At 69.4% G+C, this 13,665-nt stretch carries 10 protein-coding genes; 6 read left to right on the top strand and 4 right to left on the bottom strand.

Annotation, left to right across the window (positions count from 1 at the left end):
- A complete protein-coding gene (locus tag ACH4UM_RS21320) occupies positions 1-999 on the bottom strand; it encodes a GDP-mannose 4,6-dehydratase (RefSeq protein ID WP_398181475.1) in 999 nt (332 codons plus the stop codon).
- A gap of 11 nt (positions 1,000-1,010) precedes the next feature.
- Entirely contained in the window at positions 1,011-2,186 is a 1,176-nt protein-coding gene (locus tag ACH4UM_RS21315; RefSeq protein WP_398181472.1) for a UDP-N-acetylglucosamine--N-acetylmuramyl-(pentapeptide) pyrophosphoryl-undecaprenol N-acetylglucosamine transferase, read from the bottom strand.
- Between the two features lie 63 nt (positions 2,187-2,249).
- Here ACH4UM_RS21315 and ACH4UM_RS21310 point away from each other — a divergent pair, with 63 nt between their 5' ends.
- Both ACH4UM_RS21310 and ACH4UM_RS21305 read left to right on the top strand, forming a co-directional pair.
- A complete protein-coding gene (locus ACH4UM_RS21310) occupies positions 2,250-2,969 on the top strand; it encodes a response regulator transcription factor (protein ID WP_398181469.1) in 720 nt (239 codons plus the stop codon).
- Entirely contained in the window at positions 2,966-4,369 is a 1,404-nt protein-coding gene (locus ACH4UM_RS21305; protein ID WP_398181466.1) for a sensor histidine kinase, read from the top strand. The genes ACH4UM_RS21310 and ACH4UM_RS21305 overlap by 4 nt, the downstream gene beginning before the upstream one ends.
- Positions 4,370-4,585: 216 nt before the next feature.
- Here the strand turns inward: ACH4UM_RS21305 and ACH4UM_RS21300 are convergent, their stop codons facing one another.
- Positions 4,586-4,831, bottom strand: coding sequence for a hypothetical protein (locus tag ACH4UM_RS21300; RefSeq protein ID WP_398181463.1), 246 nt, complete (start codon positions 4,829-4,831; stop codon positions 4,586-4,588).
- 1,159 nt (positions 4,832-5,990) lie between these two features.
- Between ACH4UM_RS21300 and ACH4UM_RS21295 the strand changes: the two genes are divergently transcribed.
- Together ACH4UM_RS21295 and ACH4UM_RS21290 are read left to right on the top strand one after the other, a co-directional pair.
- Positions 5,991-6,116: a hypothetical protein gene (locus ACH4UM_RS21295; protein ID WP_398181461.1), complete on the top strand. Its 126-nt coding sequence runs from the start codon at positions 5,991-5,993 to the stop codon at positions 6,114-6,116.
- 104 nt (positions 6,117-6,220) lie between these two features.
- The gene (locus ACH4UM_RS21290; RefSeq protein ID WP_398181458.1) at positions 6,221-6,730 is read left to right on the top strand and encodes a hypothetical protein; all 510 of its coding nucleotides are present in this window, start codon (positions 6,221-6,223) and stop codon (positions 6,728-6,730) included.
- 1,027 nt (positions 6,731-7,757) lie between these two features.
- Here the strand turns inward: ACH4UM_RS21290 and ACH4UM_RS21285 are convergent.
- Positions 7,758-10,517 (bottom strand): LuxR C-terminal-related transcriptional regulator, encoded by a 2,760-nt coding sequence (locus tag ACH4UM_RS21285; RefSeq protein WP_398181455.1) that lies wholly within the window; start codon positions 10,515-10,517, stop codon positions 7,758-7,760.
- Positions 10,518-11,378: 861 nt separating this feature from the next.
- Here ACH4UM_RS21285 and ACH4UM_RS21280 point away from each other — a divergent pair.
- Together ACH4UM_RS21280 and ACH4UM_RS21275 are read left to right on the top strand one after the other, a co-directional pair.
- A complete protein-coding gene (locus ACH4UM_RS21280; RefSeq protein ID WP_398181452.1) occupies positions 11,379-11,798 on the top strand; it encodes a DUF485 domain-containing protein in 420 nt (139 codons plus the stop codon).
- A 4-nt stretch (positions 11,799-11,802) separates the two neighbouring features.
- Positions 11,803-13,434 (top strand): cation acetate symporter, encoded by a 1,632-nt coding sequence (locus tag ACH4UM_RS21275; protein WP_398181450.1) that lies wholly within the window; start codon positions 11,803-11,805, stop codon positions 13,432-13,434.
- Positions 13,435-13,665: the final 231 nt, after the last annotated feature.

Here is a 13,665-nt window from a genome sequence, read left to right as displayed (position 1 = left end):
TCAGACCGCGTAACGGCCGGGGGCGAACAGGTGGAGGTTGCTCTCGATCCAGTCGGAGGTGCGGCGCAGGCCCTCGTCGAGACCAACCTCGGGCTTCCAGGACGCCCAGGTCCGGGCGCGGGAGTTGTCCGACAGGAGACGGTGGACTTCGCTGCCGGTGGGGCGCAGGCGGGTTTCGTCGACGACGACGTCGGCGTCGCGTCCGGAGACGGCGATGAGCTTGCGGGCCAGGTCGCCGATGGCGATCTCCTCGCCGGTGCCGAGGTTGACGGTCTCGCCGACCGCACGGTCGCACTGCGCCATGGCCAGGAAGCCACGGGCGGTGTCGGTGACGTAGGTGAAGTCGCGGGTCGGTGTGAGCGAGCCGAGGTGTATCTCGCGGGCGCCGGAGTGCAGTTGCGCGAGGATCGTGGGGATCACGGCGCGGGCGGACTGGCGGGGCCCGTAGGTGTTGAAGGGGCGTACGACCGTCACGGGCAGTTCGAAGGCGTGGTGGTGGGAGAGGACCACCATGTCGGCGCCGATCTTCGAGGCGGAGTAGGGGGACTGCGGCTGCAGAGGGTGGTCCTCCCCGATGGGGACGGTCCGGGCGGTGCCGTAGACCTCGCTGGTGGAGGTGTGCACGAGGCGGCGGATGTGGTGGTGGCGGCAGGCTTCGGCGATGTTCTCGGTGCCGGTGACGTTGACGGCGACGTAGGCGCCCGGGGAGTCGTAGCTGTAGGGGATGCCGATGAGGGCGGCAAGGTGGAAGACGGTGTCGCAGCCGGCGACGGCGTCCATCACCCGGCCCGGGTCGCGCACGTCGCCCGCGATCAGCTGGACCCGCGGGTCGTTCAGGAGGTGTGCGAGGTTGCCCTTCTCCGCGTACGGCTTGTAGTGGACCAAGGCGCGGACCGTGGCGCCCCGTCGGACCAGGAGATCGACGAGGGTGGAGCCGATGAATCCCTCGGCGCCGGTGACGAGGACGGTGCGGCCGTGGAAGAAGTCGGAAGCGTGCACGGGGTGTTTCCTCACTGTGCGATGGACAGGGGTGCGGAATGGGTGGGCAGGGGGTGGCCGACGAGCTGGAGGACCCTGAGTGCCAGTCGGTCGGCCGCCTCGCGGTGATGCGCGCCGGCACCGGCAGTCGCGGCGGCCTGTGCCATGGCACGCAGCCGGCCGGGATCGCTGAACAGCGAACCGACGAGGGATTCGAGGGATGCGGTGGTGGTGTCCCCGTCTCGCAGCAGGACGCCCGCTCCGATGTCGGTGAGGGTGCGGGCGTTGTGGGTCTGGTGGTCGCCCGGGGCGTGCGGGTAGGGGACCAGGACGGCGGGCAGGCCGATGGTGGCCAGCTCGGCGACGGTCGCCGAGCCCGCGCGGCACACCACCAGGTCGGCGGCGGCGTAGGTCTGGTCGATGCGGTCCAGGTAGGCCACCGCCTCGGCGATCCGGTCCGCCCCTGTGACGCGCAGGCGGACGCGGGCCGCGTCGAGGGCGGCCGGTCCGGTCTTGATCAGCAGACGCACGTCGGTGCGTCCCCGCCAGCGCTCGGCCAGACCGAGCGCCGCCTCGGTGAGCCGTGCCGCTCCCAGGCTGCCGCCGTTGACGAGCAGCAGCCCGGTGTCCGCGGGGACGCCCAGTGCGCGGCGGGCGTCCTCGCGCTGGGCATCGCGGTCGAGGGAGGCCAGCGGGCCGGACAGAGGCATGCCGACGAGTTCGGGCCGGGTGGAGGCGGGCAGGTGGGCACCGCCGGCCTCGAAGGCGAGCGCGACATGCGGGGTGAGCCGGGCGGCGAAGGCGTTGGCCCGGCCGGGCACCGCGTTCGACTCGTGGATGAGGCTGGGCAGACCGGCGAGGCGCGCGCCGAGGATGACGGGGGCGCTCGGGTATCCGCCCATGCCGACGGCGACCTGCGCGCGCTGCTCGCGCAGGATCGCGCGGCACTGCCCGGCGGACTTCAACAGCGCGGCGGGGAGTGTGAAACGCTTGGCGCCGAGCGATCGATCGAAGGGGATCATGTCGACCGTGTGCAACCGGTAGCCGGCGCCGGGTATCAGCCGGGTTTCCAGTCCGCGCTCGGTGCCGACGAACGAGATCACCGTGTCCGGCATCCGGCGGCGCAGCGCGTCGGCGAGTGCCAGCCCCGGATAGATGTGGCCGCCGGTGCCCCCGGCACCGATCACGACGGAGAGTGGAGGTTTCATGCCCGGCACGGTCCCGGTCTGTTCTAAGAGGCTTCTAAGAGGGCCCATTGGCAGGCTGGTTGCATGAACGACGCAGCTCAGGACATATCCCGTGCCACTGCCTCGCGCGTGCTCGTCGTGGACGACGACCCCGAGGTACGAGCCGCCCTGGAGGACGGGCTGGCCTTGGAGGGCTTCACCGTCCGGGGCGTGGCCGACGGACATGCCGCACTGGCGGCAGTGGCGGACTGGGAGCCGGACGCACTGGTGCTGGACGTGATGATGCCCGTGATGGACGGACTCGCCGTCTGCCGGCAGCTGCGGGCCCTGGGCGACCGTACGCCGATCCTGGTACTGACCGCGCTCGACGCCGTCAGCGACCGGGTTGACGGGCTGGACGCGGGAGCGGACGACTACCTGGTCAAGCCGTTCGCGCTGGACGAGCTGGCGGCCAGGCTCCGCGCCTTGCTGCGGCGCGCCGGGCCCGGGGAGACACCTTGCGTGACCCAGCTGCGCTTCTCGGACCTGATCGCCGATCCGGAGACTCGCACGGCGGTGCGGGCGGGACGGCGGCTGGAGTTCACCCGCACCGAGTGGACCCTGCTGGACCTGCTGCTGCGCCACCCCGGTCAGGTACTGGAACGTGAAACGATCACGCGCTGGGTGTGGGGCCGGGACCTCGGACCCGATTCCAATTCACTGGCCGTGTACATCGGGTACCTGCGCCGCAAGCTGGAAGCCGACGGCTCCTCGCGTCTCGTCCACACCGTGCACGGCATCGGCTACCGGCTGGACGAGCAGTGACCCGGCCCCGCCGACACCGCCGCCCTCCGCTGCGCCGCCGACTGGCACTGACCGCCTCCGCGGCGGTGGCGGGCGTAGCGCTCGCCGTCTGCGCGGGCGCCTACGCGGTCACCGTCTACACCCTCCACCGGCAGTTCGACCTCCAGCTCACGCAGGCGGCCACGCTGAGCATCCAGCAGCACACCCAGGACGCGCCCGGTGTCCAGGCCGGCCAGTGCCGGTATCTGGCAGCACCCGCCTGCGCCCAACTCGTGCCCGAGGCAGCGGCGGACGATCCCCACGAGGGGTATCTGCTGCCCGTCACCGGCGCCGTGCGCCAGGTCGCCGGCCGCCACCGGGCGCCCTTCTTCAGCACGGCCTCGGTGGACGGCCACCCGGTGCGGGTGCTCACGACTCCGGCCAGGAGGGGACTGGCCATGCAGGTGGCGCTCCGTTCCGACGGAGTACGGCGAGCCGAGCACCAGGCCGCCGGACTACTGGCCGCGATCGGCGGGGCGGGCGTGCCCGTCGCCGCCCTGCTGGGTTACTGGGTGTCCCGTTCGGGGCTGGCCCCGGTGACCCGGCTGACCTCGACCGCGGAGCGGATCACCGCCACCCGTGACGCCGGGCTGCGCATCGAACTGCCGGCCGGGTCGCGAAGCCGCGAGGACGAGATCACCCGGCTCGCCGTCACCTTCAACACCATGCTCGACGCGTTGGAGGAGTCCCTCGCCGCGCAGCGACGCCTGGTCGCCGACGCCTCGCACGAACTGCGCACCCCACTGACAGCGCTGCGCGCCAACGCCGAGATCCTGCTCCGCGCGGACCGGCTGACCGCACGCCAGCGGGAACGTGCCACGGGCGCCCTCACGCGCCAGTTGCGTGAAGTGACCACTCTGGTCAACGACCTGATCGACCTGGCCCGCGACGAAGAGCCGGAGCAGGCCCTGGAGCTGATACGGCCGACGGCCCTCCTGGAGCACGCTGTGGCCGCCGCCCGTGACCACTGGCCCCACATCGACTTCGCCCTCGATACCGACACCGCGGCCGCATCGGCCCTGACCGCCGCCGTGCCGAGCCGCCTGACCAGGCTCTTCTCCAACCTGTTGGACAACGCGGCGAAGTTCTCCCCAGCCGGTGGCCGGGTCGAGGTGACCGTACGCAGGTCATCGGACGACAGCGGACTGGAGATCACCGTCCGCGACCAGGGGCCCGGCATCGATTCCGCCGACCTGCCACACGTGTTCGACCGCTTCTACCGGGCCCGGACCGCTCGTGCCCTCCCCGGCTCCGGCCTGGGTCTGGCCATGGCCCGCCAGATCGCCCACACCCACAACGCGGAACTCACAGCTCACCAGGCACCGGGAGGCGGAGCCCTGTTCCGCCTGACGCTCCCCGCCGACCGGAACAGCGCACGCTGAGCGAGTCGACGCTGCCGAGCCGACGCCATGCCTGGACCGGCGCCGCGGTGGAAGGAATGCGCAGGATCCCGGACAGCAGTCCCAGACAGCAATTGTTCGGCGAGTTGCCCGAACAGCATCCGCAGTACCTCGGAGCAGCCGGCGGCCGGGCACAGCCACGGCGGCCCAGAACAGGCGGCCCAGCGCCTTCAGTGAAGAGCAGTTGGGGGACGGCCTTCAGAACCAGTGAGTCCAGGTGAAAGTGAAGACGTAGGCCCGCCGTGCCGCGGCTGCTACGCGCAGGCCGCGCAGCAGCATGACCACCAGCGCCGCTGAGAACAGCACGCCAAAGGCTGCCACCGTAATGATCCCGTACAGGTGATCGGCCAGGAGAGCAACTGCTGAGCTGGCGATGAGGACGATGGCCAGTCCGAAGTGAGCAGTCAGCAAATCAGTGCGCGCGGCCCTGCGTTCCTCCTGCACACGGGGATCGTGCTCCCGGGGTGTACGTACAGGATCGGTGTCCGGGCCATGAGGCGGCATCAAGGTCATCCATTCACTCGATTGGGAAGAGCGGCAGACTCCGGTCCCTGGGTGGTGCTGCGGTGCGGTGGCCGCCATGCAGTTCATGGGAGGGGCCGGATGTCCTGCAACCCTAGGCGGTCTCGCAAGGAGTCCCCTATGAGAGGAGACCGATATGTTTTCCGCCGTCCCCGAAACATGAGTCCACTGCGGGGGTGGCCGTTGACCCCGGCGCTCGCCCACCCGGGATCCGGTTGTGGCGTGCCCGCTGTGCCTGCTCGGACCGGGCCGTTCGGGACGACGCAACCCCATCTGCCCATCAGCCCAACTGCCGCACCGCAGATGCCAGACGGCCACATGATACGGCAGTGTCACGAACGGTGCTGTGGAAGTCCTCCCGGTGGCTGATGCCTGTGACGGAAGTTGCTCCTTGACTCGCCCAATCCGCACAGCAGGCAGTCGGCCGTCCCTGCACGGGCGAAGCCTCGGACCGTCGCCCGCTCAAGGTGGCGCGGCGCCCTGCTGGGTGAAGCCAGCGAGCTTGCGCGGCGGCTTGGTCTCCCCTCTCGGCCGCGCGTGGCTTCAGCCCACTCCATGTGCGTCGGCCCCTGGCCGCCCACCCGATGTCGGCAGCGCCGACCAGTCGCCTTCGCTCCCACCGGAACCGGGAGGAAACCTCGACATGAGCAAAGAGGCAGTGCGCAGGCACGCCCGTCAGAAGCCGAGCACCCTCATGGCGCTCGTCGGCGCGCCGACGAGACTGGTGGCCGCGGCCGTCGGCATCAACGTTGCCCTACGACACCCGGTTTCGACCGGGATACTCCTGGCGTCGGCCTCGCATCGGCACAGCACCCCGGTTCCCGGGAGGCGGCCCGCCCCGTCGGCACCGTCACCGAAAACCGGTCTGGCACGGGGAGCGGTTCACGTCAGCCTGCGGTCGGCGTCCCCATGCGATGGGTGCGGGGACCTGTACCGCCCGCACGCCTCTGGTCCGGCCTGTGGGTTCAACCAGCGTGACCGCAAGTATCCGGTCTGCGCAGATGCCATGTTCCACTGCAGTTTCGGGACCTCGGCGGGAGACGGCCGGGGCGCCGGGCAAAGGCGCACTTTCAAGGGCCAGGTGGCGCAGCTGGCTTCGTCCTGGCCGGGCGTCGCGCACAGGATCTCGGCCGTCCTCACTCAGACCTCGCAGGGCACGGTGAAGGCGGGGCCCGCGGTGACCTTCGGCACCAAGGAGTCGCTATGAACACGGACTGCCCAACTCGCCCGCTCCCGCGCCGCTGTGCCGTTCGTAACAGGTCGGGGAAGGGCATGCGCATGGGCGTGCGGGCGTCGACTGCAGTGGCAACCGTGGTGCTCGCCGGATCCGTGCTCCTGGGCGCAGCCCAGCCGGCTTCCGCGCACGGCGACACCATCGCCTTCCGCGTCGCGCCTGGTCCCTCCGGACAGGTCCTGGCAGTCGGCAGCTACGGCAATGACAAGGACCCCGTGGACGGCACCGTGATAGCCCTGATGACGGCGAAGGCATCCGATGGACGCAGCGTCGGCCCATGGCGCCTGGTGCCCGTACCCGACACCGCGGGCGGCTTCACCACGCGTGAGCATCTCCCCAAAGGGTGGTGGCAGGTCACCGTCCGCAGCGCTTTTCCTGAACTCGGCTACGGCCAGGGAAAGGTCACCGTCTCACAACCCGTGACGTCGCGGAGCCCCGCGGGAACACCAGCGCCGGCCGGCGGCGCGGCGTGGCCGCACCAGTCGGAGGACCGTAACACTGCGGGGCGATGGATCACCGTCGCTGCGGTCGCCATGGTCGTCTGCGCCCTTGCGGCAGGCCCCAGGTGCTGCCGGCACCACTGCTGAACTCCGCACCCAGGGCCGGTCCCGCCGAGGTGAATACGGTGGCTCCTCGCTGCTTCCCAGCACGGAGACGGCGAGGAGCAGTGATCGGGGTACTTCTCCGGCCGGACGTCGCAGCTCTTCGCTTCCGGTTCCGGATGACGACCGTTGACTGCGGTCTCATACCGTGGCCGGTTCTGGCCAACTTTCGTTGCAGGTTCAATCGGCTTGTCCGGCCCGGCAATCGGGCCGAACCGCAACCAACCGGAGAAGGGCGCTGCGCGGGCCTGCCGGCGCACCGTCGTTGCGGCACTACTGAGGAGAGATTGTGTCCCTGCCCCGGACGCGGCCCGGCACTTGGCCGTCATCCATTGCCGACACCATCCCGCCGACGTCGGCGGGATCCGCCTGCGACTGCGGCTGGGCTCTGTGCGACGAGCCGTGTGTCGTCGCCTCGGTCACCGACCTCATGATCTGGGTACAGCAACGTGTTCTCCTCGGCCTGCATTCGGCAGCGACCGGCACGGCCGAGACGGCATGTCACCGAGAGCAGGGTCCGTGTCGGTGACGGCCCTGCCCACATGCTCAGAACGTCATGGGCCGATGTCACCCCACCGCACACCGCACAAGCGCCTTCTGCCGCTGATCGCCGCGCTGGCTCTGTTCGCAACCGCCGTCGTCTACGAGTACGCCCACCTGAGCCGGCGTTCCCATTCACGCATCTGTGAGGTTCAAGTTCAGTGCTTTCCGTCAGCAGTGCCTGTGACGCTCTCGTCGAAGGCCCCATCCCCGCACGCGGTGGCATGGATGCGTCACCCGGCGGCGCCTCACGAGGCCATGGGGCGCTGCCCGTCCGACCGGTGCGACGCCCGACAGCACTTGGCTCGGCCCTGGTCGCCTTCGCCGTGAGCACGGCAATGGCGGCTCCTGCGGTTCGCAGCGCCGAGCTTGTGCCCTGCCGGCACATGCCTGCGCCGGGCGGCACAGTGCCGGACCTCGGTAGCGCGCCGCATCCGTACCGTCCGCGGTCCGTCCGCGGCTGGTGACGGGGCTAACGGAGGGCCTGTGCCAGGCCGTGACGGCCCTCTGTTCCCAACTTGGCGTAGGCCCGGGTGAGGTGCATCTCGACGGTGCGCAGGCCCACGAAAAGGTGCTGCGCTATCTCGCTGTTGGTCATCCCCTTGGCAGCCAGCTCCGCCACCTGCCGCTGTGTGGGAGTCAGTGCCTGCTGCCCACGGAAGGTGGGGGTGCGCGGCCGGTCACCGAGCGCCCGCAGTTGCTCCAGTGCCTGCTCGGCGATCGGCCGGGCGCCGCACTCGTGGGCCACGCTGACAGCTTCCTGCAGACAACTGCGGGCCTGCGCCATCTGTCCGCAACGAACCGAGAGCATTCCTCGGTCCGCCTGGGCCTGGGCGTATCGAAAGCGCGCCGGCGTGCCGGTCAGCAGGCGCACAGCCTCTTCCAGCATCTCCAGGCCCGCCGGTCCGCCCGTCACCAAGGCCTGCGCGCGCAGGGCAACCCCTGTCATCTCCGGCACAGCCCAGGAACGCGCCCGGTGCAACTCGTCCGCAGCCAGACTCAGCGCCTGCTCATGGTTCCCCAACTGCAGATGAACGAGTGCAGCCTCCGAACGCCACGGATAAAGGCCCAGCCCCGGAATGTCGCGGGCCGCAAGGCGCTCACCGCACTGCAACAGGTCCGACAGGGCCTTGTCATACCTGCCTTGAGCCGCATGCAGCCAGCCACGCAGCATGAGCGGGTAGTCGTAGATCATGTGCGTGGGCAGGGAACCGAACAGTTCGCTGTCCTGCAGCAGCGCCTCGGCCTCCTCCACCTTGCCCTGGCGGATGAGCGACTCACCCAGGGTGGTCACCGCGACCACATTGTGACTCTGCCGCCGGTCGAGGCCCAGTTCCCAGAACTCCGCCAGCGCACGCTCCGCATCGCTTTGAGCATCGGGGAACCGGCCCATGCGGCAGTGGGCATTGGCCCGCGTACTGAGTGCCTGCGCGTAAAGCAAGGCGGAAGCCCGGGTACGTGCTTCCGTCACCGTGGCATCGGCGTGTTCGTAGGCCAGATCTGGCCGTCCCGCCGCGCCGAGGGCGAGGACGGCGCAGGGATAGACGACGGACTCGTCGTCGGCGGGGGCGACACCGCGCCCCAGGCCGTGACAGGCCCAGTCGATCACCTGCGCCGGTGACGACTGGCCGAGCAGGGCTCCCCGAAAGCTCAGCAGCGCGGCCATCGGCCGTTCCGCTGACGTCCCGGCAGCCTCTCCCATGTGCAGCTGTTCCAGCCGAGGGCGTGTGCTGCGGGACGGCACCGCCTCGGTGAGGCTGACGAGGAGGTGGTCGATCTCCAGCCGTAGGGCGAGAGCGGCATCGTGGGGGTGTATGCGCTCGATCGTCTTCTCCAGCACCTCCCGTGCCTCGGCCGAACGGTCGATGGCGAACAGGGCGCCGGCGAGTTGGCGAGCGGTGCGCGCCTGAGCGGCAGGGCCGTCGGCAAGACGCAGGCTGCTGCGCAGTTCCTTCACGGCCGTGGGCACGTTCGACTCGAGTCCGGCCGCACCGACTTGAGCGAGGACCTCGGCGCGGGTGCGCTCGTCGAGCTGCTCGTCCAGGGCACGACGCAGGTAGGCTACGGCGTCATCGAGGTCCCCGCGGTCACGTGCGGTGTCCGCGGCACGGCGCAGCGTCTCGGGCGCCTGCGCGATCCCTGCCGGCGCGTGCACAAGGTGCCGGGCCACCTGCTGGCTCGGCGCGCCCCAGGCGAGCAGCAGCTCCGCCGCGCGCCCGTGATACTCCTTGTGCTGGGACGGGGAAACCTGCCGGGCCAGGGCCTGGACGAGGAGAGGCGGGACGAGCCGCACACGGTCGCCGGCGCGTTCGACGAACCCGGTCTGCGTCAGTGCATGCACCGTGTCCTCCACGACGTGGACGTCCACTCCCGTGGCGCCGGCGATGACTTCCCCTGGCTGAACGCCTCCCAGCGCTGCCAGGGCGGCCGCGAGACGTTCGGCATGAGGGCCGGTCCTGCGCAGCACGGGCCGGGCAGCAAGGGCCACGTCGGGCAGGACCGCCTGCAGGACCCGGTGCGGGGGCAAGCGGCCGCTGTCCCCGTGGCCGGCCACAAGAGCGAGCAGCGTGCGAAGCAGGTAGTGATTTCCGCCTGTGGCGGCGCAGTAGGCGGCGGCCAGTGAGTGGTTTTGGCCGTGCTCCCCGAGCAGTTCTGCGAGGTGGCGCAGTACCGTGTCCGGTGCCAGGGACGACAGCTGGATGCGGTGGTGGAACAGAGGCAGGATGCCGCCGAGGGCGCGTTCGTCGATGCAGTCGCCCGGCCCCAGCGACGCCACGATCATGGTGGGCGTTGAAGCCTGGGTGTGCATGACGTCGCGTAGCGCAGTGAGAGAGGCAGAGTCCGCCCACTGAAGATCGTCGATGACGACAGCGGTACGCACCGTGCCGGCCGGCACCGGCTCCGGTCCGGAGCCCCCCGCTGTCGTCCTTCCGCCTCCCGAGCCCAGCGCATGGTGGAGGGCGGTGGCAGGACGAGGGCGGCGCACGTGCTGCTTCAATGCGCCCACTCGGTTCGCCAGCAGGGGTTCGTTGCTCAGGCTGTCCTGCGGTGTGCAGCCGGCGAAGAACACCGCATGGCCCGCCCGGTGCGCCTGCTCGCACAGATCCGCGAGCAGCAGGCTCTTGCCGCTGCCGAAACCCCCTCTGACGAGGACGAAGACGTCGTCCGCGCAGTCAAGAAACCGAAGCAGGTCGGCGCGCTCCCGGTCGCGGCCGAGCAGAGGGGGGATCATGCGTCACCCATCTGGCCGGCCGGTCGAAACGCCGGCCGCGGGAGGAGTCCGGGGCGGCGGAGCCCGGTACAGGGGGACGTGGTGTGGGAGGTCGACGCCGGCACGGTCAAAGCACCGTCTCCTCTGCATGCATCCTTGCGGGTGGGGCGGGACTGCGACCGCCCGTGTGTCACAAGGCCCGCTGCAGCCCTTGTGCGGCTGCGGACGGAGCCCGATGGTGCATTCACAGTACTCACACAGCGCGCGCGGTGCCGACCCGCCGACACCGAAAGACCCCGACCTTACGGTGTCCCTTCGGTGGCACAGGGGAGGGTGCTGGTGTTCGGATGAAGTGCCACGCCGTGTGCATCGAGCCCAGCGCAGCTTCCACCCGAGCCGTCTGGTGCTGCTGAGCGCATGCCTGTCCCCCTCCACCGTGCGTCCACGGCGGAGAGTCTTCATCCGGTAAGCGGCTCCATGCCCGGGAGCAGGTATCGGCTGTGGTGACCGGATTCCTCGTCATCACCGCTTGGAGAAACATGCCTGACGTGCTCTCGCACGCCACCGATCCCCAGCCGCCGACCAGATCGGCCGCGCTGTGGGAGCCTGCCCGGCGGCAGCGATCCGTCCCGCTGCACACCGTCGTCATCGTGTGCCTCTCGTGCGCTCTGCTGCTGAGCATGTGCGCGCTCTACGTAGTGATCGCTCGGCTGATGCCGAGGCCGGCCTGCCCGGGCGGTCGGGATTGCCCGCTCGCTCCGCGCTCGAGTGACACACGGCTCTACCCGCCCGAAGAGAGGCGAATGCGGGTGCACTTCACCACATCGCCGCAGGTCTCCGTCCTGCCCTGAGGCTCTCGCTCAATACCTGGATAGAGAGAAGATGACCAGTCTCACCCCCCAGTGGCCCGCCGTCCCGGAACGAGCCGGTGCGCCAGATGCCTTGCCGCCGTCCGGCCAGCCGGACACCCGGGCACTCGCCGCGGTTCACGACACGAGCGACTTCGCCGAACTGCGCCACAGCCATCGAAGGCTGGTGTTCACGATGACGCCGGCGTTCTTCGCCTTCTACGTCATGTACGTGCTGGTGTGCACCTACGCGTCGGACTGGGCCGCCCAGAAGGTGACCGGCCACATCAATGTCGCCCTGTTGCTGGGGCTGGCGCAGTTCGCATCGACGTTTCTGATCGCCTGGCTGTACAGCCGTCGTGCGAGGACCCGGATGGATCCTCTGGCCGATCGGCTCAAGGAACGAGCCGACTGCGGAACGCTGATCGCTTTGTCCGCCCGAGGGAGCGCATAGCACGATGAACCACGACGAGCAGATCCTTCTCGCGGGGCCTCACGGCACGAGCGGCCGACCCCTCATCGTCACCTTGTTCCTGGTGTTCGTGGCCATCACCCTGGCTGTGACCGTGTGGGCGGGACGCAGGAACCAGAACACCACCGACTTCTACACAGGCGGTGGATCTTTCACCGGATTCCAGAACGGTCTGGCGCTCTCGGGGGACTACATGTCCGCCGCTTCCTTCCTCGGTATCACGGGTTCCATCGCGCTCTTCGGGTACGACGGCTTCCTGTATTCCATCGGGTTCCTCGTCGCCTGGCTGGTGGCGCTGCTCGTGGTGGCCGAACCCCTGCGGAACGTAGGACGGTTCACCATGGGCGACCTTCTTGCCTTCCGTATGCGACAGCGCCCCGTGCGCACTGCCGCCGGCGTGTCGACCATCGTGGTGTCGGTGGTCTACCTGATCGCCCAGATGGTGGGGGCCGGCTCCCTGGTGGCGCTGCTGGTCGGTGCCTCGGAAGAGGGAACCAAGAGATGGATCATCCTGGGAGTCGGGGCCCTCATGGTGCTCTACGTGTCTGTCGGCGGAATGAAGGGCACCACCTGGGTACAGATCATCAAAGCCGGTCTGCTGCTGGCGGGCGCGGGTGTGCTGAGCATCCTGGTCATGCACAAGTTCGGATGGAACCTTTCCTCTCTTCTGGGAGCCGCAGCGGAACACAGCGGAAAGGGCGACTCCTTTCTCGAACCCGGCCTGAAATACGGGGCGAGCTCTGTCACCCGACTCGACTTCGTCAGTCTCGGGATTGCCCTGGTGCTGGGTACGGCGGGTCTGCCCCATGTTCTCGTCCGCTTCTACACCGTGCCCACGGCCAGAGCGGCTCGTACCTCGGTGAACTGGGCCATCGTGATCATCGGTGCCTTCTATCTGATGACCCTGGCCCTCGGCTTCGGTGCGGCAGCCCTGATCGGCCCCAAGGCGATCGGCAGCGCCAATCCCGCCGGTACTACCGCCGCACCGATGCTCGCCGAATGGCTCGGCGGCGGACCGCACACCACCGGAGGCGCGGTGCTGCTGGCCATGGTGTCGGCGGTCGCCTTCGCCACGATTCTCGCCGTGGTCGCCGGGCTCACGCTCGCATCGTCCGCCTCCTTCGCCCATGACCTGTACGCGCAAGTCATGCGGAAGGGCAGGGCGGACGACGCGCGCGAAATGGCCGTCGCCCGATGGGCCGCAGTGGTGATCGGCGCGAGCGCTGTCGTGTTGAGCCTGTTCGCAGGCAAGCTGAACACCGCCGCTCTCGTTGCCCTGGCCTTCGCCATAGCAGCGTCCGCGAACGTTCCCACGCTCGTGTACAGCCTGTTCTGGAAGAGTTTCACGACACGGGGGGCGCTGTTCAGCATCTACGGAGGGCTGCTGGTCTCCGTCGCGCTCGTCGTCTTCTCGCCCGTTGTCTCCGGAAAGCCCACAGCGATGCTGCCTCAGCTGGACTTCGCCTGGTTCCCGCTGGAGAACCCCGGGCTGATCTCCATCCCCTGCGGCTTCTTCCTCGGTTGGCTCGGCACGGTGCTTTCCGGGCGGGGCGAGAAGGACGACCAAAAGTTCCAGGAACTCCAGGTCCGCTCGCTCACGGGAATCGGAGCCAGCTGACACGCGTATGACCGAGCCAACTGTCCTACGAACGCAATCTTTTGAAGGAGACCGGATGAGCAACGAGAGCCTGGCCAACCTGCTGAAGGAGGAACGGCGGTTCGCGCCGCCCGCCGACCTGGCCGCGCATGCCAATGTCACGGCGGAGGCGTACGTACAGGCCAAGGCTGACAGGCTCGGCTTCTGGGCCGAGCAGGCACGTCGGCTGACCTGGGCCAAGGAGCCGGCCGA

The organism is Streptomyces sp. NPDC020801 (genome assembly GCF_044334385.1).
GTDB lineage: Bacteria > Actinomycetota > Actinomycetes > Streptomycetales > Streptomycetaceae > Streptomyces.
The sequence above is the reverse complement of the archived record's forward strand: the minus strand, read 5'-3'. Positions and strand labels throughout refer to the sequence as shown.